Source organism: Pleionea sp. CnH1-48 (assembly GCF_024124665.1).
In the GTDB taxonomy this organism is placed as follows: domain Bacteria; phylum Pseudomonadota; class Gammaproteobacteria; order Enterobacterales; family Kangiellaceae; genus JAMXSB01.
This window is the reverse complement of the sequence record NZ_JAMXSB010000016.1, coordinates 44,404-62,033: the sequence shown is the minus strand read 5'-3', so window position 1 is coordinate 62,033 and position 17,630 is coordinate 44,404. Positions and strand designations below refer to the sequence as shown.

Sequence of the window (17,630 nt, the reverse complement as noted above, 5' to 3'; positions counted from 1 at the left end):
AGTATCAACATCGAACAAGGCCCAACAGACAGCCTTGAATAATGGTGGGTTGTGCAGGATTCGAACCTGCGACCAATTGATTAAAAGTCAACTGCTCTACCGACTGAGCTAACAACCCGCTGGTAAGTGTTTGATTTCGCTGTTATCTCAGCGCTTCAAGCAGTGCCCTGCCTGATGAGGTGCGTATTATCCTGATATACAAAAATAATGCAATACTTTTTTTTAAAATATGCCCTTATTTTTATCGAGTGGACAATTGTCGTTCAAAACTCTACAAAATGGAGCAAAAAAGCTCCATTTATAAGGCCTGTAAACGAGGTACGATTTCGCTCACCTGCTCTATAGCATAGTCAATTTCTTGCTCTGTGGTAAAACGACCCACACTAAAACGAATAGCGGTCAATGCTAGCTCGTCAGACAACCCCATCGCTTTAAGAACATAAGAAGGCTCAACACTGGCGGAATTACAAGCAGAGCCTGAGGATACAGCCAGTTGATGCAGTGACATCAACAAGGTTTCACCATCTACGCCAGCAAAACTCACATTCAAAATACCTGGCGCTCCATCAAGGGAACTGTTCAGAGAAACACCTGTAATATCCTTGAGGCCTTGCCACAATTTTAACTTTAATGACTGAATGCGTTCTGCTTCTTGTTCCAGCTCTGCATCAGCATAAGCAAAGGCCTCACCCATGCCTACAATCTGATGAGTAGCCAAAGTGCCTGAACGCATTCCCCGCTCATGACCGCCACCGTGAATGAGAGCCTCCAACGAGACATCTGGGCTACGGCGAACATAAAGTGCCCCTATGCCTTTTGGTCCATAAATTTTATGGGCCGAAAACGACATCAAATCCACAGGGAGCTGAGATAAATCGATCGACAACTTGCCTGCTGCCTGAGCGGCATCCACATGAAATAGAACCTTATGTTGTCGACAGAGTTCGCCAATGGCTTCAATGTTCTGCACAACACCCGTTTCGTTATTCACCTGCATAATGCTCACCAATACCGTCTTGTCAGTAATGGCCTGAGCGAGAGCTTCCATATCCACTAATCCATTAGCATCCGGTGTTAGCCAGGTAACTTGCCAGCCCTTTTGCTCCAGGTAAATGCAAGTATCAACCACCGCTTTATGTTCAGTGGTCATGGTAATAATATGATTGCCTTTCTCTTTAAAAGCCTCAGCAACGCCTTTTATCGCCAAATTATCAGACTCGGTTGCTCCAGACGTCCAAACAATTTCGCGCGGATCGGCCTTAACCAACTGAGCAACCTGATTTCGAGCAATATCGACGGCTTCTTCAGCTTGCCAGCCGAACCGATGCGAGCGCGAAGCTGGGTTGCCAAATTGCCCATCCAGCGTTAAGAACTGCATCATCTTTTCTGCAACTCGAGGATCAACAGGAGTCGTTGCAGCGAAATCAAAGTAAATCGGTGTTTTCATGATTTAATACTTTCTACTATCTTGCCTGCCACTCAAAACGAGTGACACTCTACCTATATAAAGTGTAAGAATACTTTCTCTTAATGACCACTCAGGGTGTTCTACAAATCTCCAGGGCTAAGCCTCTAAGACGACGATGTTGACTCTTCAGCCTTGGTAGATTCAGACTCTGCATCACTAGCATAGGCTGGATCGAGTTCATACTCTTCCAAAAAGTCTGCCATCTCAATGCCAGGCAGAGAGATATTCTCCACATCAATGCCCTGCGCTTCTAATGCTTCTCGACAACGCTTTAACTGCAAATCAACAGCTCTAGAATGTTGCAACATGCTAGAAATAACCTGAGCAACGGGATCATAAGTGGTGGCGCTTTCGCCATAAGCCTCAAAGCCAATCAGTTGCTCTATGCGCTTTCGATGTTGTGGGTTTTTGCCCGCCTGATCGCGTACTACATGTCCAGGAATACCAATTACTGTAGCTCCTGCGGGTACATCTTTAATGACCACCGCATTAGAACCCACGCGCGCACCGCGTTTAACGGTTATCGGCCCCAGAACCTTGGCACCTGCACCAATAACCACATCGTCTTCAAGAGTTGGATGACGCTTACCCGGATTCCAGGTCGTGCCACCTAATGTCACACCATGGTATAGCGTACAATCATCACCAATAATGGCGGTTTCGCCAATGACTATGCCCGTCGCATGATCAATAAAGAAACGCCTGCCAATCGTAGCACCAGGATGAATTTCAACCCCACTCACCCAACGCCCTAACATGCCAATAAATCGTGCTAACCATTTAAAATTATATTTCCAGAGCTTATTACTTAAACGGTAAATCCAGATGGCGTGCATGCCTGGATAACAAGTCAAGACCTCAAACCAATGACGTGCGGCGGGGTCTCTTTCAAACACACTGTTTATGTCTTCTTTTATTCGTTTAAACATATCAGATTCCTATGTCTGATGAGCATCTGTATCTGTTTTGCCCGAAGGGATTTAATTTTTTAGCAAGCCAATTAAGCCACTAACGTGGATTGCTATATCATTCGAATTTTTTTATCGAAGCCAAGATACCACGCAACATTCTAAATTCGCTGTCGGTCACCTGAGCTTTTCCAAACAGGCGACGTAATCGAAGTTCCAACATTTTGGGTTTGACGGGATCAAGGTATCCAGTCGACTCCAATACCTGCTCAAAATGTTTAATCATCTGATCCATCTGCTCAGCGGTTGCTGGTAATTCGCCCGGATCCACTTCGGCTTCTGATGCAGTCTCAAGGTGCTCAAACTTCAGTGCCGCCATTCTCAATTCGTAAGCTATTAGCTGCATGGCAGACGCAATGTTAAGCGATGAATAATTAGGGTTTGCCGGAATAGCTACATGGTAGTGACACAGTTGCAACTCGCTGTTCGTCAGTCCCGAGTTCTCAGTACCAAACAAGATGGCAACAGGATGGGTTGAAGGTTCTTGAGCGATTTTTTCTGCCAGTTCTCTGGGTTCTAACATTGGCCAGGGTAAGGTACGACTGCGTGCACTGGTACCAACCACCAGCCGACTGCCTGCAATCGCTTGATCCAGCGAGTCGTAAACTCCAGCATTTGCCAAGATATCCTGTGCTCCCGAAGCTCTTTGCGTGGCTTCTGCACAAGGAAACTGTTTAGGATTGATCAGGCTTAGTTGTGATAACCCCATATTCTTCATTGCACGAGCAGCAGCACCGATATTTCCCGGATGCGTAGGGTGCGACATCACAAACTGAACGTTGTTTAACATAGATAAAACTACCAATAGGCCATCAATGATGGGCGCCATTCTAACAGATTGCATAAAGGGTCAGGAATGACAGAAAAGCTATCTCCCTATATAAAACCCATCTATGGCGTAAAAAACTTATGAAAAGTTCACTTTTTGTACAATATAGCGTTTCTCAAAAAGGGAATTTTTGGTAATATGCGCGCCTTAACCCTATTCCCAATCTGGTTGGCACGATCAATCAGGTTTCGTTCTTCTTACAAGGTGGTCTCTCAATGCAGGCATTGCAAAATATAGCCGTGCGCGCTGCGCGTGCAGCTGGCGATACAATTATGCGCGCAACAGCGAATCTCGATTTACTCAAAAAAGCCGATATCAAAGGGCGCAATGACTTCGTTACCGAAGTTGACTATAAAGCAGAACAAAAAATCATTGAGACCATTCGTAAGTCTTACCCCGACCATGCTTTTCTTGCCGAAGAAAGTGGTGAGCAAGGCGATTCTGACCATGTCTGGATCATCGATCCTCTTGATGGCACAACCAACTTTGTCCGTGGTGTCCCCCACTTTGCCGTATCTATCGCTTGCCGTGTTAAAGGTAGAATCGAAGTAGGCGTTGTCTACGACCCCATCCGAGAAGAGTTATTTACAGCTAGCCGTGGAAGCGGTGCACAACTTAATGACAAGCGTATTCGTGTAAGCCAAGCTCGAGGCCTGGAGCAATCTCTGCTCGCAACAGGTTTTCCTTACCGCGATATGGATAAACTATCTGACTACTTAAGCAAGTTTGAAGCTCTATATAAAGAGTGTGGCGATATGCGCCGCGCAGGCTGTGCCTCATTAGATCTGGCTTATGTCGCAGCAGGTCGTCATGATGGCTTCTGGGAATTTGGTCTTAAAGAGTGGGATTATGCTGCTGGGGCTTTACTGGTTTCAGAAGCAGGTGGTATTGTGGGTGACTTGGCAGGGAACCCCACCGTAAAGCATGGCGAATCATTGTTAGCGGCGAACCCGAAGGTGTATAAAGCCATACTTAAAGTAATAAAATGACCCCTTTAGGCTGAATTTATACCCTGAAAAGCAATAATAATACCGAAAAACGATTATTACTTGACGGATGAATTTGGATACTAAATACTCTTACCCACAAAGAGGTACTAAGGTCATATATCTGGAGTAGGAATATTTATGAGACTCACAACGAAAGGGCGCTACGCAGTCACAGCAATGCTGGATTTAGCCATTCATGGAAAACACTCCCCGGTAACATTGAATGATATTTCGGGTCGTCAAGAAATATCATTGTCTTACCTTGAGCAGTTATTCGCCAAGTTAAGACGCAATGATTTGGTTCGCAGTGTACGTGGTCCAGGTGGTGGATATCAGCTTAACCACGAAGCAAGCGATATCAGCATTGCAAGCATTGTAGATGCTGTTAACGGTGACTCTGGCGATGTTAAAAAGCCTCGTTCTATCGATAGCGATGAATTGAGCAACTGCCTGGCAGACGATCTTTGGTGTGAGTTAAGCAGCCAAATTCATACATTCTTAAGCGGTATCAGCCTTCATAGCGTTCTGCAAAAGCAGAGTTCTTTGGTAGTCATTGACGCAGACGGCATCCACGACTCGGCAACAAACGTGCCTACGTCAGAGCCGCTAACGCAGTCTTCTTGCTACGCTTTATAACGCTACGTTAAAGCACATTGTTGCAGTAAATCCTGCCACAATGGAAGAACTGTTCAATAAATACGCACTCGTTAACCGGGTGCGTTTTTATTTTTGGTGGTCCACACATAATTTCTGATATAATCCCCTCCTTAACTCTATCTTCATTGAAGCCAATTACTCTGGCTTAAGTTGTAGCCGACGATCAGGCTAAATAACCAACTCAGCCGATCAGGAGCAGAGTGAGTAATGACCGACGTAATAAATGAAAGAATTGAGTCTGATTACAAAGCAGGCTTTGTAACAGACGTAGAAACCGACACCATCCCACCCGGCTTAAACGAAGACGTTATTCGTACGATTTCGGCAAAGAAAGGCGAGCCCGAATGGCTGTTGGAATGGCGCCTAAAAGCTTTTGCAGTCTGGAAAGAGATGCAAGAGCCTGAATGGGCTCACTTAAAATATCCCAAAGTCGAATTTGATAAGGTATCTTACTACTCGGCTCCAAAGAGTATGGAAGACAAGCCTAAGAGCTTGGACGAAGTCGATCCCGAGCTGCTCAAAACTTATGAGAAGTTAGGTATTCCTCTGCATGAACAAGCGATTCTTGCAGGTGTTGCAGTAGACGCAGTCTTTGACTCGGTATCTGTAGCCACAACTTTTCGTGACAAGTTAGAAGAAGCTGGCGTTATTTTCTGCCCTATTTCAGAAGCCGTTCATAAGTACCCAGATCTGATCAAAAAGTATCTGGGTTCAGTTGTTCCACAAAAAGACAACTTCTATGCCGCACTTAACTGCGCAGTATTCAGTGACGGTTCCTTTGTTTACATTCCAAAAGGCGTGCGTTGCCCTATGGAGCTGTCGACCTATTTCCGTATCAACGAAGCCAAAACGGGCCAGTTCGAACGTACATTGATTGTTGCTGACGAAGGTAGTTATGTTAGCTACCTTGAGGGCTGTACTGCACCCATGCGTGACGAAAACCAATTGCACGCGGCGGTTGTCGAACTGGTTGCAATGAAAGATGCTGAAATCAAATACTCAACAGTGCAAAACTGGTATCCGGGCGATGCAGAAGGTAAAGGTGGTATTTACAACTTTGTAACCAAGCGCGGTATTTGTCATCAGAATGCAAAAATATCCTGGACTCAAGTTGAGACAGGTTCTGCCATCACCTGGAAATACCCTTCTGTTGTGTTAAAAGGTGATAACAGTATTGGTGAATTCTATTCTGTTGCATTAACGAATAATTATCAGCAGGCAGATACTGGCACCAAGATGATTCATCTGGGCAAAAACACCCGCTCAACCATTATTTCTAAAGGTATTTCGGCAGGTAAAAGCCAAAATGCCTACCGTGGTCTGGTTCGTATGAATCCAGGTGCGGAAAACGCACGTAATTATACTCAATGTGATTCACTACTTATTGGTGATCAGTGTGGTGCTCATACTTTCCCTTATATCGAAAGCAAACACCCGGCTGCTGTTGTCGAGCATGAAGCGACAACCTCCAAAGTCAGTGACGACCAATTATTTTTATGTCAGCAACGTGGAATCGAGCCAGAAAAGGCTGTCTCTATGATTGTGAATGGGTTCTGTAAAGAAGTCTTTAAAGAGTTACCAATGGAATTCGCTGTCGAAGCAGGCAAACTGCTCGAAGTGAGTCTTGAAGGTTCTGTTGGCTAGTATCTTACCGGAGAAAAAAAGTAGATGTTAACGATTGAAAACTTGCATGCCAATGTCGATGACAAAGCCATCTTAAAAGGTTTAAACATTGAAGTTAAACCCGGTGAGGTACACGCAATTATGGGTCCTAACGGTGCAGGAAAAAGTACCTTAGGTAACGTTTTATCTGGCCGCGACGGCTACGAAGTTACTCAGGGCAAAGCCTTTTTATCAGGCAAAGAAATCCTTGAGCTTGAACCCGAAGAACGCGCAGGTGAAGGACTGTTTTTAGCTTTCCAATATCCTGTAGAAATTCCAGGCGTCAGTAACCTGGAATTCTTAAAAGCCTCAATGGATGCAATCCGCAAATATCGTGGCGAAGAAGAAATTGATTCCGTGTCCTTTATGAAACTGGCGCGCGAAAAATGCAAAGCCGTTAATCTGGATCAAAACTTCTTAAAGCGCGGTGTTAACGAAGGTTTCTCTGGCGGCGAAAAAAAGCGTAATGAAATTATGCAAATGATGATGCTAGAGCCAAAGATGTGCATCCTCGACGAAACCGATTCTGGTTTGGATATTGATGCACTCCAGGTTGTTGCTCAAGGGGTTAACTCATTACGTAGTCCTGATCGTTCATTTGTCGTTGTGACTCATTACCAACGTCTACTGGATTTCATCGTTCCAGATTACGTTCACGTGTTAGCGGATGGCAAAATTGTCAAATCTGGCGGCAAAGAATTAGCACTAGAATTAGAAGAGAAAGGCTACGGCTGGATCGAGGGAGAGGTTGCCTGACAATGTCAGAAACAATGAACTTTATTGATCAAGCGACAACCTTTGTGTCTTCACATGAGTCACAAAGCAAAACTCAATGGTTGGCAGATTTTCGTCTTCAACAACAGACTCGCTTTAGTCAAAATCAGTGGCCGACTCGCAAGACAGAAAACTGGAAATACACCAGCCTCAACGCGTTACAACAAGCCAACTTCAATCAGCCAAGTCAAGCCTCATCAACCATCGATGAATCAGCTTATGCGATTGAAAATCTGAACGCGCAAACGTTAGTGTTTGTTGACGGTGTATTCGATGCAACTCGCTCACAACTAGATATCGACTCTAATGCCAGTGTTTGTCTTTTCAGTGAAGCGAACGAAAAGCAACAAGCCTTGATTCAAAACTATCTAGGCAAAGCTTCAGGCAATAGCAGCAATATTTTCACGCATTTAAATGGCAGCCTGACCCATGATGGGTTGCTCATCCATGTAGCTAAAGGTCAAACGGCATCCCCTATTCATGTCGTTCATTATGCTTCAAGCCAAACTCAGGCAGCGACGGCTCAATCACGCCACCTTTTTGTTGTAGAAGATAATGCTCAGGCAGCTGTAATAGAACACTTTGCCTCGGTTGAAAGCAATGGTAACAGTTTGTTTAATCAGTTAACTGAAATCGAACTGGGCAATAATGCTCACCTGCATCACTACCGCCTTCATCTTGAAGACGAGCAAATGATTCACTTAGGTGCCATGCATGCCAACTTGCAACGCGATGCTCAGTTGAACAGCTTCCATCTTGCTTTGGGTGGAAAAATTAAACGCATTGATATTGAAGTTAACTATCAAGGTTCTGGCGCACACAGTGACGTGAACGGTGTTTACTTAACGAAAAATCGTCAACATGTTGATTACCATACCAACATGGAACACGCGGTTCCTCATTGCACAACCAGTGAAGTTTTCCGCGGTATTATGGATGACAACAGTAAAGCTGTTTTTAATGGCCGTATTCATATTCATCCACAAGCACAAAAGACACTGGCAGAGCTAAGCAACAAAAATCTGTTGTTATCTAATAAAGCAGAAATCAATACTAAGCCAGAACTTGAAATTTATGCCGACGACGTTCGCTGTGCTCACGGCGCGACCGTAAGCCAGATGGATAACAATGCACTGTTTTATTTGTTATCGCGCGGAATTTCTCGTGAAGAAGCCGAAAGAATGTTGAGCTTTGGCTTTATTAACGAATTGATCGATGGCGTGAAACATGAAGCCATTGGTGCTTATCTGCGTCCAGTCATTGCCGAATTGTTTGGCAACCAACAACACTTAGCGGAATGTGATCTATGAGTGAAGCGTTAGCCTCATCCAACACAGATATTAATTTTGCTCTGATACGCAAAGACTTCGCAATCCTGCATCAACAGGTTAACGGGCATCCACTGGTGTATCTGGACAATGCCGCGACGACGCAAAAGCCTCAGCAAGTCATTGATGCCGTTGCTCGCTATTATCAACTGGATAATTCCAATGTTCACCGTGGCGCACACGCCTTGAGTGACAGAGCAACAGCCGACTTTGAGAATGCTCGTCGTAAAGTGCAGCAATTTATTAATGCACCTAAAGCTGAACAAATTATCTGGACCAAAGGCACCACAGACAGTATTAATCTGGTTGCCCAAACCTACGCCAGAAGTCAGCTAAAAGCTGGCGACGAAGTGCTCGTTTCTGCGATGGAACATCACTCCAATATCGTCCCTTGGCAAATGGTGTGTGAGCAAACAGGCGCAAGCTTACGTGTTATTCCAGTGTTGGAAACGGGCGAACTGGATATGGCTGCTTTTGCCTCTCTGCTCAACGAAAAAACACAGCTTATTTCTGTTGGGCACGTATCCAATGCTTTAGGCAGCATCAACCCAATTAAAGAAATTGTTCGTCAAGCCCATGCCGTTGGCGCTAAAGTGGTTGTAGACGGTGCTCAAGCCGCACCGCATTTAACGATCGACGTGCAAGAGCTGGATTGTGATTTCTATGCGTTTTCTGGCCATAAGATGTTTGCACCAACAGGCATTGGTGTTCTTTATGGTAAAGAAGCCCTGTTAGAAACAATGCCACCCTATCAAGGTGGTGGCGAAATGATCGAAGTGGTCAGTTTTGAAAAAACCACTTACAACCAGCTCCCTTATAAGTTTGAGGCAGGCACTCCTAACATTGCTGGTGCTATTGGCATGGGAGCAGCTATCGACTACTTGAATCAGTATGATCGGCCCCAATTATTAGCTTATGAAGATGCATTGCTGCACAAAGCAGAAGCATTGGCAGATGCATTTGATGGCATTCGACGGGTTGGTACGGCAGCGCATAAAACTGGCGTGATGAGCTTTCTTATGGATGGCACTCACCCCCATGATGTTGGGACCCTTCTCGATCAGCAAGGCATTGCGGTTCGAACAGGGCATCATTGTGCCATGCCGATTATGGAACAGTTTAAAATCCCCGGAACCATTCGTGCATCCTTCTCTTTCTATAATAATGAGGAAGATATCGCACGATTATTCGAAGCCCTAAACAAAGCCAAAATGTTTTTGTGCTAAGGTCTGGATAAGAGGTTGTTATGACGGTAGAAACATTTACTCCTGGCGAAGATTTATCGATGACCGATAAAGCCGTTCGCCACTTTAAGCGTCAGGTAGAAAAAAACGACGCCAGTGCCGTTCGTTTGTGGGTTAAAGAAAGCGGCTGCTCAGGTTATATGTACGAACTTGATTTTGTTAATCAAGCCGAAGACAGTGACAAAACGTTTGAGTTCGATGGGCTAACACTCTTTGTCGCACAAGACGCTTTAACGCTGCTAATGGGTACCGAAATTGATTACGCCACCGAAGGCGTTAACAGCATTGTTCAATTTAATAATCCCAATGCCAAAGCCATGTGTGGCTGCGGCGAAAGTTTTGTCATTTAAGGCGAGGTAGAAAACGAATGGAACGACAAATGGTCGTGACGCTGCGCGACTGCCCTGCTCGCCTGGTACCAGCTGGAACACAAATAACGATTCCCAAAGACAGTTTTATCACCATTACCCAAGCTCTCGGCGGCAACTACACTGTCGCAGTTAACGGAAATCTGGCCCGCATTGATGGCTCAGATGCAGATGCTATTGGCATGAAGGCAGCCGAGTTAGACTTTGCGCCCTGCCCTGATGGCAGTATCCACGAAGAGCAAGTTTGGGAAGCACTAAAAACCATTTATGACCCCGAGATCCCCGTTAATATCTGTGACTTAGGTTTAGTCTATAAAGTGGCTGTGGATCAAGACACAAAAGCAGTCACCATAGATATGACTCTCACCGCACCAGGCTGTGGTATGGGCCCAGTATTAATCACCGATGTCGAATATCGCGTGAATAAGGTGCCTAACGTTGAGGCTGTAAAAGTAGAACTGGTCTTTGATCCACCTTGGTCGCGAGACATGATGTCTGACGAAGCCAAGCTCGAAACAGGCTTATTCTTCTAGTCCCTGTTTCGACATCACTTTAAATAATCCATATTTTAATCCAAAGTTTTCAGGAATCCCTATGACAAATCCTTTCGGAACAACAATATCCAGTGAAGAGGTGTTGGATAACCTAGGCTTTTTTGATAGCTGGGAAGATCGCTACCGTTACATTATTGATCTGGGCAAAGAACTGCCCGCCATGAGTGACGAACTAAAAACCGATGATCGTCTGGTACGTGGTTGCCAAAGTCAGGTGTGGTTAGAGCCAATTCCGTCAGATGAGGTGTTAACGTTTGAAGTCGACAGTGACGCTCATATAGTACGTGGACTACTGGCGATTGTAATGAGTGCTTATAACAATAAATCAGCTCAAGATATTTTAAGTTTTGATATCGAAAGCTTTTTTGCGCAAATTGATTTGCTCAAACATCTAAGCCCAACTCGTGGTAACGGGTTACGTGCGATGGTACAAAAAATTCGAGCCATTGCGGAAGCAACGAAAAGCTAAATATAAAAAATATCAGTTAAGAAAAAGCCGCTCAATTGAGCGGCTTTTTTATATTACGATTTTTTCTCATTGAGACGCTTAGCGTGATCAATTTCGTAATCAGGCATTGCCATGCCCTTCTTCTTTTTGCCTTTCAGATAGAATTCCATCCAACGTAACAAACGCATGCTGTAGTCAAGCTGAGCACCCGCTTTACGGTTACCATGACCTTCACCAGGATAGAAAACTAAACGGACAGGTACTTTGCCATGAGTTTTCAAGTAGCGATACATTTCCATAGACTGGCTTGGGTGTACACGAGTGTCGTTTTTACCATGCATAATCAAGATAGGTGTTTTGGCTTTATCGGCATGATAAATTGGGCTACGCTCTAACATCCACTGCCATTTATCCCAAGGATAATTACGAGCATGTACGTTGTACATTTCTTTCGGAATGTCGGTTGTACCAAACTTAGAAAGCTGATCAGAGATACCAACAAACATAACACTGGCTGCAAAATGTTCTGTTAATGCAGTAGCCGCCCATGCAGAAGCATAACCACCATAAGAGCCACCAGTAATACCAACGCGCTTATTATCAACCAATCCCATTTTTACTAAATGCTCTTTGGCATCAACCAGGTCATTAAATTCGCCGCCAGCATAATCCGCCTGACCTAATTTAGAGAACTTAACACCACGACCTGTGCTACCGCGATAATTAGGTAACAATATCGCATAACCATTAGCAGCCATGTGCTTAGTTGGCTGGCTATAGCGCTCATTCCAACCGTTGCTGATGTGTGCTTCTGGTCCACCGTGAACCATCATCACTAAAGGATAACGTTTGCTTTTCTTGTAGCCGTAAGGATAAACCAATACGCCTTCTAGCTCTAAACCGTCACGAGACTTAAACTTAACCGTCTCTTGCTTAGGCATTTTAATGTCTTTTAACCAAGTATTCGTCTCTGTTACGCGCTTCATATCTTTGCGTGATGCAACGTAGACTTCTCTAGGATGGTTTGGTCGACTAACAACAGCAGCAATGCGCTGACCTTTGGTATCTGCATCGAAGCTATGCAAAATGCCTTTACCGGCTTCAATACCAACGGTTACGTCACCACTTTTAATGTTAACAACACCCATTTCGCTTTCGGTACCCACATGGCCGATATAAGCCAGTTCGTTAGCCGATAACCACTGAATACCACGCACATGGCCCATGTAATCTTTTAATAACTCTTTGGTTTTACCAGAAGATGCGTTGGCTACAAATAAACGGCCCGAAGAAGGATCGTGTTTGTCTTCTGCGCCAATATAACCAATGTGCTTACCATCTGTTGACCAGCTGGCAGCGCCCAACTTACCTTCCGAAGGAATAGCTACGAGTTTTTTACCTTTCAAGTTGAACACTTGATATTGAGAACTCATGTAGTTGTCATCAATTAATGGTGTTGGTGCAACACGCATTAACAGGTTGTTTTTGCTAGGATGGAATACAGCCGATAAAATATTCGCTTTAATCGCCATTTTTTCTGGCTTTTTATCATCCTTTTTCAACTGCACTTTGTAAGCATGAGTGAACTTAGCGCTTTCTTCGTAAACTTCAGCTTTAAAGCCTTTCTTCTTCAACTTTTTAGCATCTTTGTCTTTCGCTTCTTTAGCGCGAAACACCAAAACGCTACCATCGTGGTTAATGGTAAAACTGCTAATGTTATTTTTGTGATCAACAACTTTCTGCGACTCGCCGCCGTCTACCGGAATACGATAAATTGCACTGAACTTATCTTTGTTACGCTTCGCTGTGTAATAGATGTGCTTGCTATCAGCAGACCATTGCACATTACCTACACGTACATCACCTGTAATAAATGGGCGTGATTTGTTGTTAGCATCTAATAAATGCAATTCAACATAGTGACTGCCGTCGTCATCTTTATACAGAGTTCGAGGAATCGACTTGGTATAAGCAATGTACTGGCCATTCGGTGATGCGTGAGCACCGCCAACCTGATGAACTCGCACCGTGTCTTCTAACGACATAGCGCGCTTTTTTGCCCCCACAGCTGGCAACGAAACGGCCAACATAGCTACAAAAAATAAGTGGAAAAACTTCATAGCACTTCCTTAATTGTTTTTGAGATATTCATTTTTGTCTGAGCAGATGAAAAATCTGGCTCGATAAATCCAATAACACAATATTTAACCATTAGCACTTTGGGCCCCTGGCACTGCGCCCGATTATACCGTTTATATCAATAAAAATGCAGGGCTTCGCCTAATGGTGTCCATAATCCCAATTATCATCGGACCAGATAATCACGAAACCTTAACGGTTGTGGATTTTCGGCGACTTTGTAACCAACGCAACCCCAATCCAGCAACATTCGCCCCGATAATCAAAGTCGCTCCTAATAGCATCTGCATTGATATGGACTCCGATGTCCAAACAAAACTGTAAACCATAGTAATCGGAACATAGAGATAGTAAATCATACTGGTCGTAATACCGGGCAACTCTGTTGTCGCCTTGACCCACAAACTGTGTGCAGCCAGAGTTGATACGATCCCCATAAACACTAACCCACTCCAGTCGGTCGTATTGAGTTGCCATTGAGACCAGGGCAACAACAAACAAAATGCAGCCAGAGCAAAAGCAAATTGCCCCCATGCTCGAATGCTGTTGGGGATATGAGCTGACTTTTGATGAATAATAGGCAAGCAGGCATAGAGGAAACCACTCACAACCCCTACCAACAGTCCTTGTACTTGATCAGACTCCCATTCAAATTCGGGGACAACCAGATACACTCCATAAAACGCCACCATAACAGCGACCCAATCAAACCAGTTAGAGGCCTGCTTTAAAAAGATACGACTCAAGAAAGTAAGGTGAATGCCATAAGTTGCCACACCAATCGCAGCGATAGAAGGCGTCGATAACTTAATACTTTTAAAATAGGTGAACCAGTGAACAGCAAACACTAAGCCCAGTAAAATCAGGCAGAGCCACTCGCGACGAGACATACGTAATGAATGTTTGCGCATCACCAGCCACAAAGAAACACCTGCCGCAGCAATGAGCAAACGAACCATACCAATAGTTGCTTCATTAGCTTGAATAACTTTTACGATCACTGGCACAAAGGCCATCATAAACACAGCGACAACAGCCGTTAACAAGGCACGCGGTTTATTCACAAATTACAACTCCTTGGTCATAGCGATCGCTTTTGCAGAACATAAACCCGAAAACTGAGCCGTCTGTTGAATCGATTCAGGAGCGGATGACCGCTCAATCCGATGCCACCCCTGCTGCAAAAACCATGAGTCGGCATCGTAAGTTAGTAGAAATAACTGGCTAAGGGATGCTTTCTTTGCCTGTTGCTCAATATGCGCCAATAGCTGTTGAGCAATACTCTGCCCCCGATGCTCAGGATGAACTGCCAAAGAACGAAACAGCGCATAATCGCCAACTGGCTCCAGTGCAGCAACAGCCACAATATGGTCGAGAGAGACCGTCGTAAACATACCAACATTATCGGCATTAATATCAGCAGTCGGTAACTTGCACTCTTGCAGTAAAGCAATCACCGAAGAGAGAGCCTCTTTTGTAGCAGGCTGTACCCGATAGTTGTTTAAGAATTGCATTATGCCGATTTCGCCATTTCTTCTCGAACAGACAGCGATTGTATCACAGCATCCGACCAATCTTCGGGCTTCTCAATCATCGGAAAATGCCCACAGGACTCAATCCACTTTAACGTTGAATTAGACGTTTCACTGTGCAAGGTTTCTGCGATAGCCGCAACCGCAATAGGATCGCTGTCGGCCCAGATGATATCAATCGGTTTTTGTATCCGCTGGAGCGCACCAATCCATCGATGCCAAAACGTCCAACGCTCCAGAGAATAACGGGATATCATTGGCAAACGTTGGCGTCCGTCTTGCTCAATCATCTGTTGCCAGTGAGCCTCTAACTGTGATTCTGATATTTTTGACTCATCAGTAAAAATGGCTTTAATGTTACGTCGAAAAGATCCAAACCCTAACAGTTTGGCAACCAATGGGCCAAAGGTTTTACTGCGTAAAAGTTTTTGAATCGGACGCAACTGAGCCAGCTCTATGTGCATACTGCCATTAGAAAGCAAGTAGCCTTTAATATCCATATTCAGCCATCCTTCGCAATCCCGGTGCATCAATTCTGTGGCAAGGCTAGTACCATAATCATGGGCCAGAACATAACAGCTATCGATACCTAATTGGCGCCACAACAACATTGCCACTTCAGCTTGTTCGATAAGAGAATAAGAATAATCCGCAGGCTTATCAGAAAAACCAAATCCCAAATGATCATGAACTACCACTCGAAAATGAGCCGATAAAAGCTCTAACGCTTTTACGTAATCAAGGCTGGAAGTAGGAAATCCATGCAGAATGCATAAGATAGGCTTCGGTGATCCTGTATCAATATAAAACACTCGATGGCCATTGACCTCTTTAAAGTCTCCTTGTTTCTTCCAGTCTTCTAATAGGCTCATGCAACCTCCCAACAAACAGGTTTCGAATTATCTTTAGACAACAAAGGCTGGTACTTCTCAGCGATCGATTGTCGGCGTAATTTCAACGTTGGTGTCATCATACCATTTTCTGGGCTCCAATCTTCTCCCACTAAATAAATATGAGTTAATCGTTCATGAGCCTCCAACTGCTGGTTAGTTTGCGCGATGGCTGCCTCACATTGCTGCTCAATACTTTTTCGTTCATCAGGAGTTGATGCTTCCAACACCACGCCCAATGCAACGGGCTGAGGCAATCCCTGACCTAATACGCAAACATGCTCAACAGGTAACAAATTACTTAAAATGTTTTCGATAGTTACAGGAGAAACAAACTTACCCTTTGATGTTTTGAACGTTTCTTTCACTCGTCCCGAGATCTTCAAAAATCCTTCATCATCAATATGCCCTAAGTCTCCAGTATGATACCAACCATCCTGAATCACTTTATCCGTCAGAGCAGGCTCTTTGTAATAGCCCAACATGAGACTGTTATTTCTTAACAACACTTCTCCAGACTCACTAAGTTTGCATTCAGAGCCAGGAAAACAACGCCCCACCGTCCCTACTTTTCTTTGTCCTTTTAAGTTCATGTGGGATAAACCACAAGTCTCAGTCATACCATAAACTTCATTCAGTTCAATGCCTAGTTGCTCGTACCACTTAATTACATCTGGGGCGATGGAAGCACCTCCCGACAATAAAACACGAGCATGGCCAAATCCCATCAGTTTAGCCAGCTTTCTCTTAAGCCATCCACCAACGATTGGCAAACTTATTAATCTTTGAGTCATGGCCTGTCCGCCAAGTTTGCTCTCTACACCCGACTTTAGCTTAACCCAAATACGCGGCACACCAAACATCATGGTAGGTTGTACTGAACGTAAGTTGTTAGCGAATGAATCCAGAGACTCAACAAAACTGACACAAGCACCAAAATAGATAGAGGCTAACTCTACGGCAAATCGTTCTGCAATATGAGCAAGAGGCAAATACGAAAACAGTCGATCATCTTCGGTAAAACCGACACTTTTACCAACCGTATCAATGGCATTGGATATCGCCTCATAAGACAACATAACGCCCTTGGGATCACCCGTTGTTCCACTGGTATAAATAATGGTTGCTATATCATCTGGCAAAGGATCTACAGGCTCTTTTATTGATGACGTTCGCTCTAATAAATCTGTGATTGATTCGAAACCGGATTTATCCTTAAAAAAAGAAATCACCTCAAGATTATCAAAAAGCCCCTGCAAACCTTCCCAATCGTATAACTTCCCAGCAAAAACGAGCTTCATCTCACTGTGCTTAACAACCTTTTCAATGGTTGAGCGTCCTGCCGTTGGGTAAATAGGCACAGAGATATGACCAGCCATCATAATGGCCATATCTAAAATAAACCACTCGGCACAATTAAGTGAATAAATTCCAATTTTTGAGTGCGCAGGAAATTTTTTTAAATAGTGAGCAATAGACGCTGCTTGCTGCCAAGCTTCAGCGCGACTCCATAGTCGCCATTCGTTGCCTATTGGTTGTCGCAAAAAAACTTTTTCTGGATCTTTTTTCTGCCACTCATTGAAACGTTGGATCGGAGTTTTCAGTGCCATGATATCTCTCTTTTTTTATTTATCGAGATGATGTTGAGGAATTCAAGTACGACACAGATCTTGATTTATACCGTCGTCTTTCAAGGTGCAGCGGTGTTGGCTGCGCGCGCTCACCCTAATCACTTAGTGTGTCTAAGCTCAGGGGATTCGCTTGCTGGCCGCCTACCTGC

Annotated in this window: 17 protein-coding genes and 1 tRNA gene; 9 read left to right on the top strand and 9 right to left on the bottom strand. The window is 44.3% G+C overall.

Annotation, left to right across the window (positions count from 1 at the left end):
* Positions 1–42: 42 nt before the first annotated feature.
* The 4 genes from NH399_RS21555 to NH399_RS21540 form a co-directional block, all read right to left on the bottom strand.
* Positions 43–118: transfer RNA gene (locus NH399_RS21555), tRNA-Lys, on the bottom strand.
* Positions 119–298: 180 nt separating this feature from the next.
* The gene (locus NH399_RS21550) at positions 299–1,447 is read right to left on the bottom strand and encodes an IscS subfamily cysteine desulfurase (RefSeq protein WP_253043274.1); all 1,149 of its coding nucleotides are present in this window, start codon (positions 1,445–1,447) and stop codon (positions 299–301) included.
* A gap of 125 nt (positions 1,448–1,572) precedes the next feature.
* Positions 1,573–2,397, bottom strand: coding sequence for a serine O-acetyltransferase (gene cysE, locus NH399_RS21545; protein WP_253043273.1), 825 nt, complete (start codon positions 2,395–2,397; stop codon positions 1,573–1,575).
* Between the two features lie 97 nt (positions 2,398–2,494).
* Complete coding sequence (locus NH399_RS21540; protein ID WP_253043272.1) at positions 2,495–3,280, bottom strand: RNA methyltransferase; 786 nt, start codon at positions 3,278–3,280, stop codon at positions 2,495–2,497.
* Positions 3,281–3,480: 200 nt separating this feature from the next.
* Here NH399_RS21540 and NH399_RS21535 point away from each other — a divergent pair, with 200 nt between their 5' ends.
* The 9 genes from NH399_RS21535 (at position 3,481) to NH399_RS21495 (ending at position 11,310) form a co-directional block, all read left to right on the top strand.
* Positions 3,481–4,254, top strand: coding sequence for an inositol monophosphatase family protein (locus NH399_RS21535; RefSeq protein ID WP_253043271.1), 774 nt, complete (start codon positions 3,481–3,483; stop codon positions 4,252–4,254).
* A 138-nt stretch (positions 4,255–4,392) separates the two neighbouring features.
* A complete protein-coding gene (locus NH399_RS21530; protein ID WP_253043270.1) occupies positions 4,393–4,890 on the top strand; it encodes an Rrf2 family transcriptional regulator in 498 nt (165 codons plus the stop codon).
* 228 nt (positions 4,891–5,118) lie between these two features.
* The gene (sufB, locus tag NH399_RS21525; protein WP_253043269.1) at positions 5,119–6,555 is read left to right on the top strand and encodes a Fe-S cluster assembly protein SufB; all 1,437 of its coding nucleotides are present in this window, start codon (positions 5,119–5,121) and stop codon (positions 6,553–6,555) included.
* 24 nt (positions 6,556–6,579) lie between these two features.
* Positions 6,580–7,329, top strand: coding sequence for a Fe-S cluster assembly ATPase SufC (gene sufC, locus NH399_RS21520; protein WP_253043268.1), 750 nt, complete (start codon positions 6,580–6,582; stop codon positions 7,327–7,329).
* Positions 7,330–7,331: 2 nt separating this feature from the next.
* A complete protein-coding gene (sufD, locus tag NH399_RS21515) occupies positions 7,332–8,657 on the top strand; it encodes a Fe-S cluster assembly protein SufD (RefSeq protein WP_253043267.1) in 1,326 nt (441 codons plus the stop codon).
* On the top strand, positions 8,654–9,901 hold the full coding sequence (locus tag NH399_RS21510) for an aminotransferase class V-fold PLP-dependent enzyme (protein WP_256489755.1): 1,248 nt from the start codon (positions 8,654–8,656) through the stop codon (positions 9,899–9,901). Before sufD ends, NH399_RS21510 begins: the two co-directional genes overlap by 4 nt.
* Before the next feature lie 20 nt (positions 9,902–9,921).
* The gene (locus NH399_RS21505; protein WP_253043266.1) at positions 9,922–10,269 is read left to right on the top strand and encodes an iron-sulfur cluster assembly accessory protein; all 348 of its coding nucleotides are present in this window, start codon (positions 9,922–9,924) and stop codon (positions 10,267–10,269) included.
* A gap of 17 nt (positions 10,270–10,286) precedes the next feature.
* A complete protein-coding gene (gene sufT / locus NH399_RS21500) occupies positions 10,287–10,820 on the top strand; it encodes a putative Fe-S cluster assembly protein SufT (RefSeq protein WP_253043265.1) in 534 nt (177 codons plus the stop codon).
* 61 nt (positions 10,821–10,881) lie between these two features.
* On the top strand, positions 10,882–11,310 hold the full coding sequence (locus tag NH399_RS21495) for a SufE family protein (protein WP_253043264.1): 429 nt from the start codon (positions 10,882–10,884) through the stop codon (positions 11,308–11,310).
* A 53-nt stretch (positions 11,311–11,363) separates the two neighbouring features.
* On the opposite strand, the gene NH399_RS21490 is transcribed toward NH399_RS21495, so the two are convergent.
* From NH399_RS21490 to NH399_RS21470, 5 genes are all read right to left on the bottom strand, one after another.
* Entirely contained in the window at positions 11,364–13,409 is a 2,046-nt protein-coding gene (locus NH399_RS21490) for a S9 family peptidase (protein ID WP_253043263.1), read from the bottom strand.
* Between the two features lie 201 nt (positions 13,410–13,610).
* The gene (locus NH399_RS21485; protein WP_253043262.1) at positions 13,611–14,492 is read right to left on the bottom strand and encodes an EamA family transporter; all 882 of its coding nucleotides are present in this window, start codon (positions 14,490–14,492) and stop codon (positions 13,611–13,613) included.
* 3 nt (positions 14,493–14,495) lie between these two features.
* Positions 14,496–14,942: an arsenic resistance N-acetyltransferase ArsN2 gene (gene arsN2 / locus NH399_RS21480; RefSeq protein WP_253043261.1), complete on the bottom strand. Its 447-nt coding sequence runs from the start codon at positions 14,940–14,942 to the stop codon at positions 14,496–14,498.
* Complete coding sequence (locus NH399_RS21475; RefSeq protein ID WP_253043260.1) at positions 14,942–15,832, bottom strand: alpha/beta fold hydrolase; 891 nt, start codon at positions 15,830–15,832, stop codon at positions 14,942–14,944. The genes arsN2 and NH399_RS21475 overlap by 1 nt, the downstream gene beginning before the upstream one ends.
* On the bottom strand, positions 15,829–17,460 hold the full coding sequence (locus NH399_RS21470) for an AMP-binding protein (protein ID WP_253043259.1): 1,632 nt from the start codon (positions 17,458–17,460) through the stop codon (positions 15,829–15,831). The genes NH399_RS21475 and NH399_RS21470 overlap by 4 nt, the downstream gene beginning before the upstream one ends.
* Between the last annotated feature and the right edge of the window lie 170 nt (positions 17,461–17,630).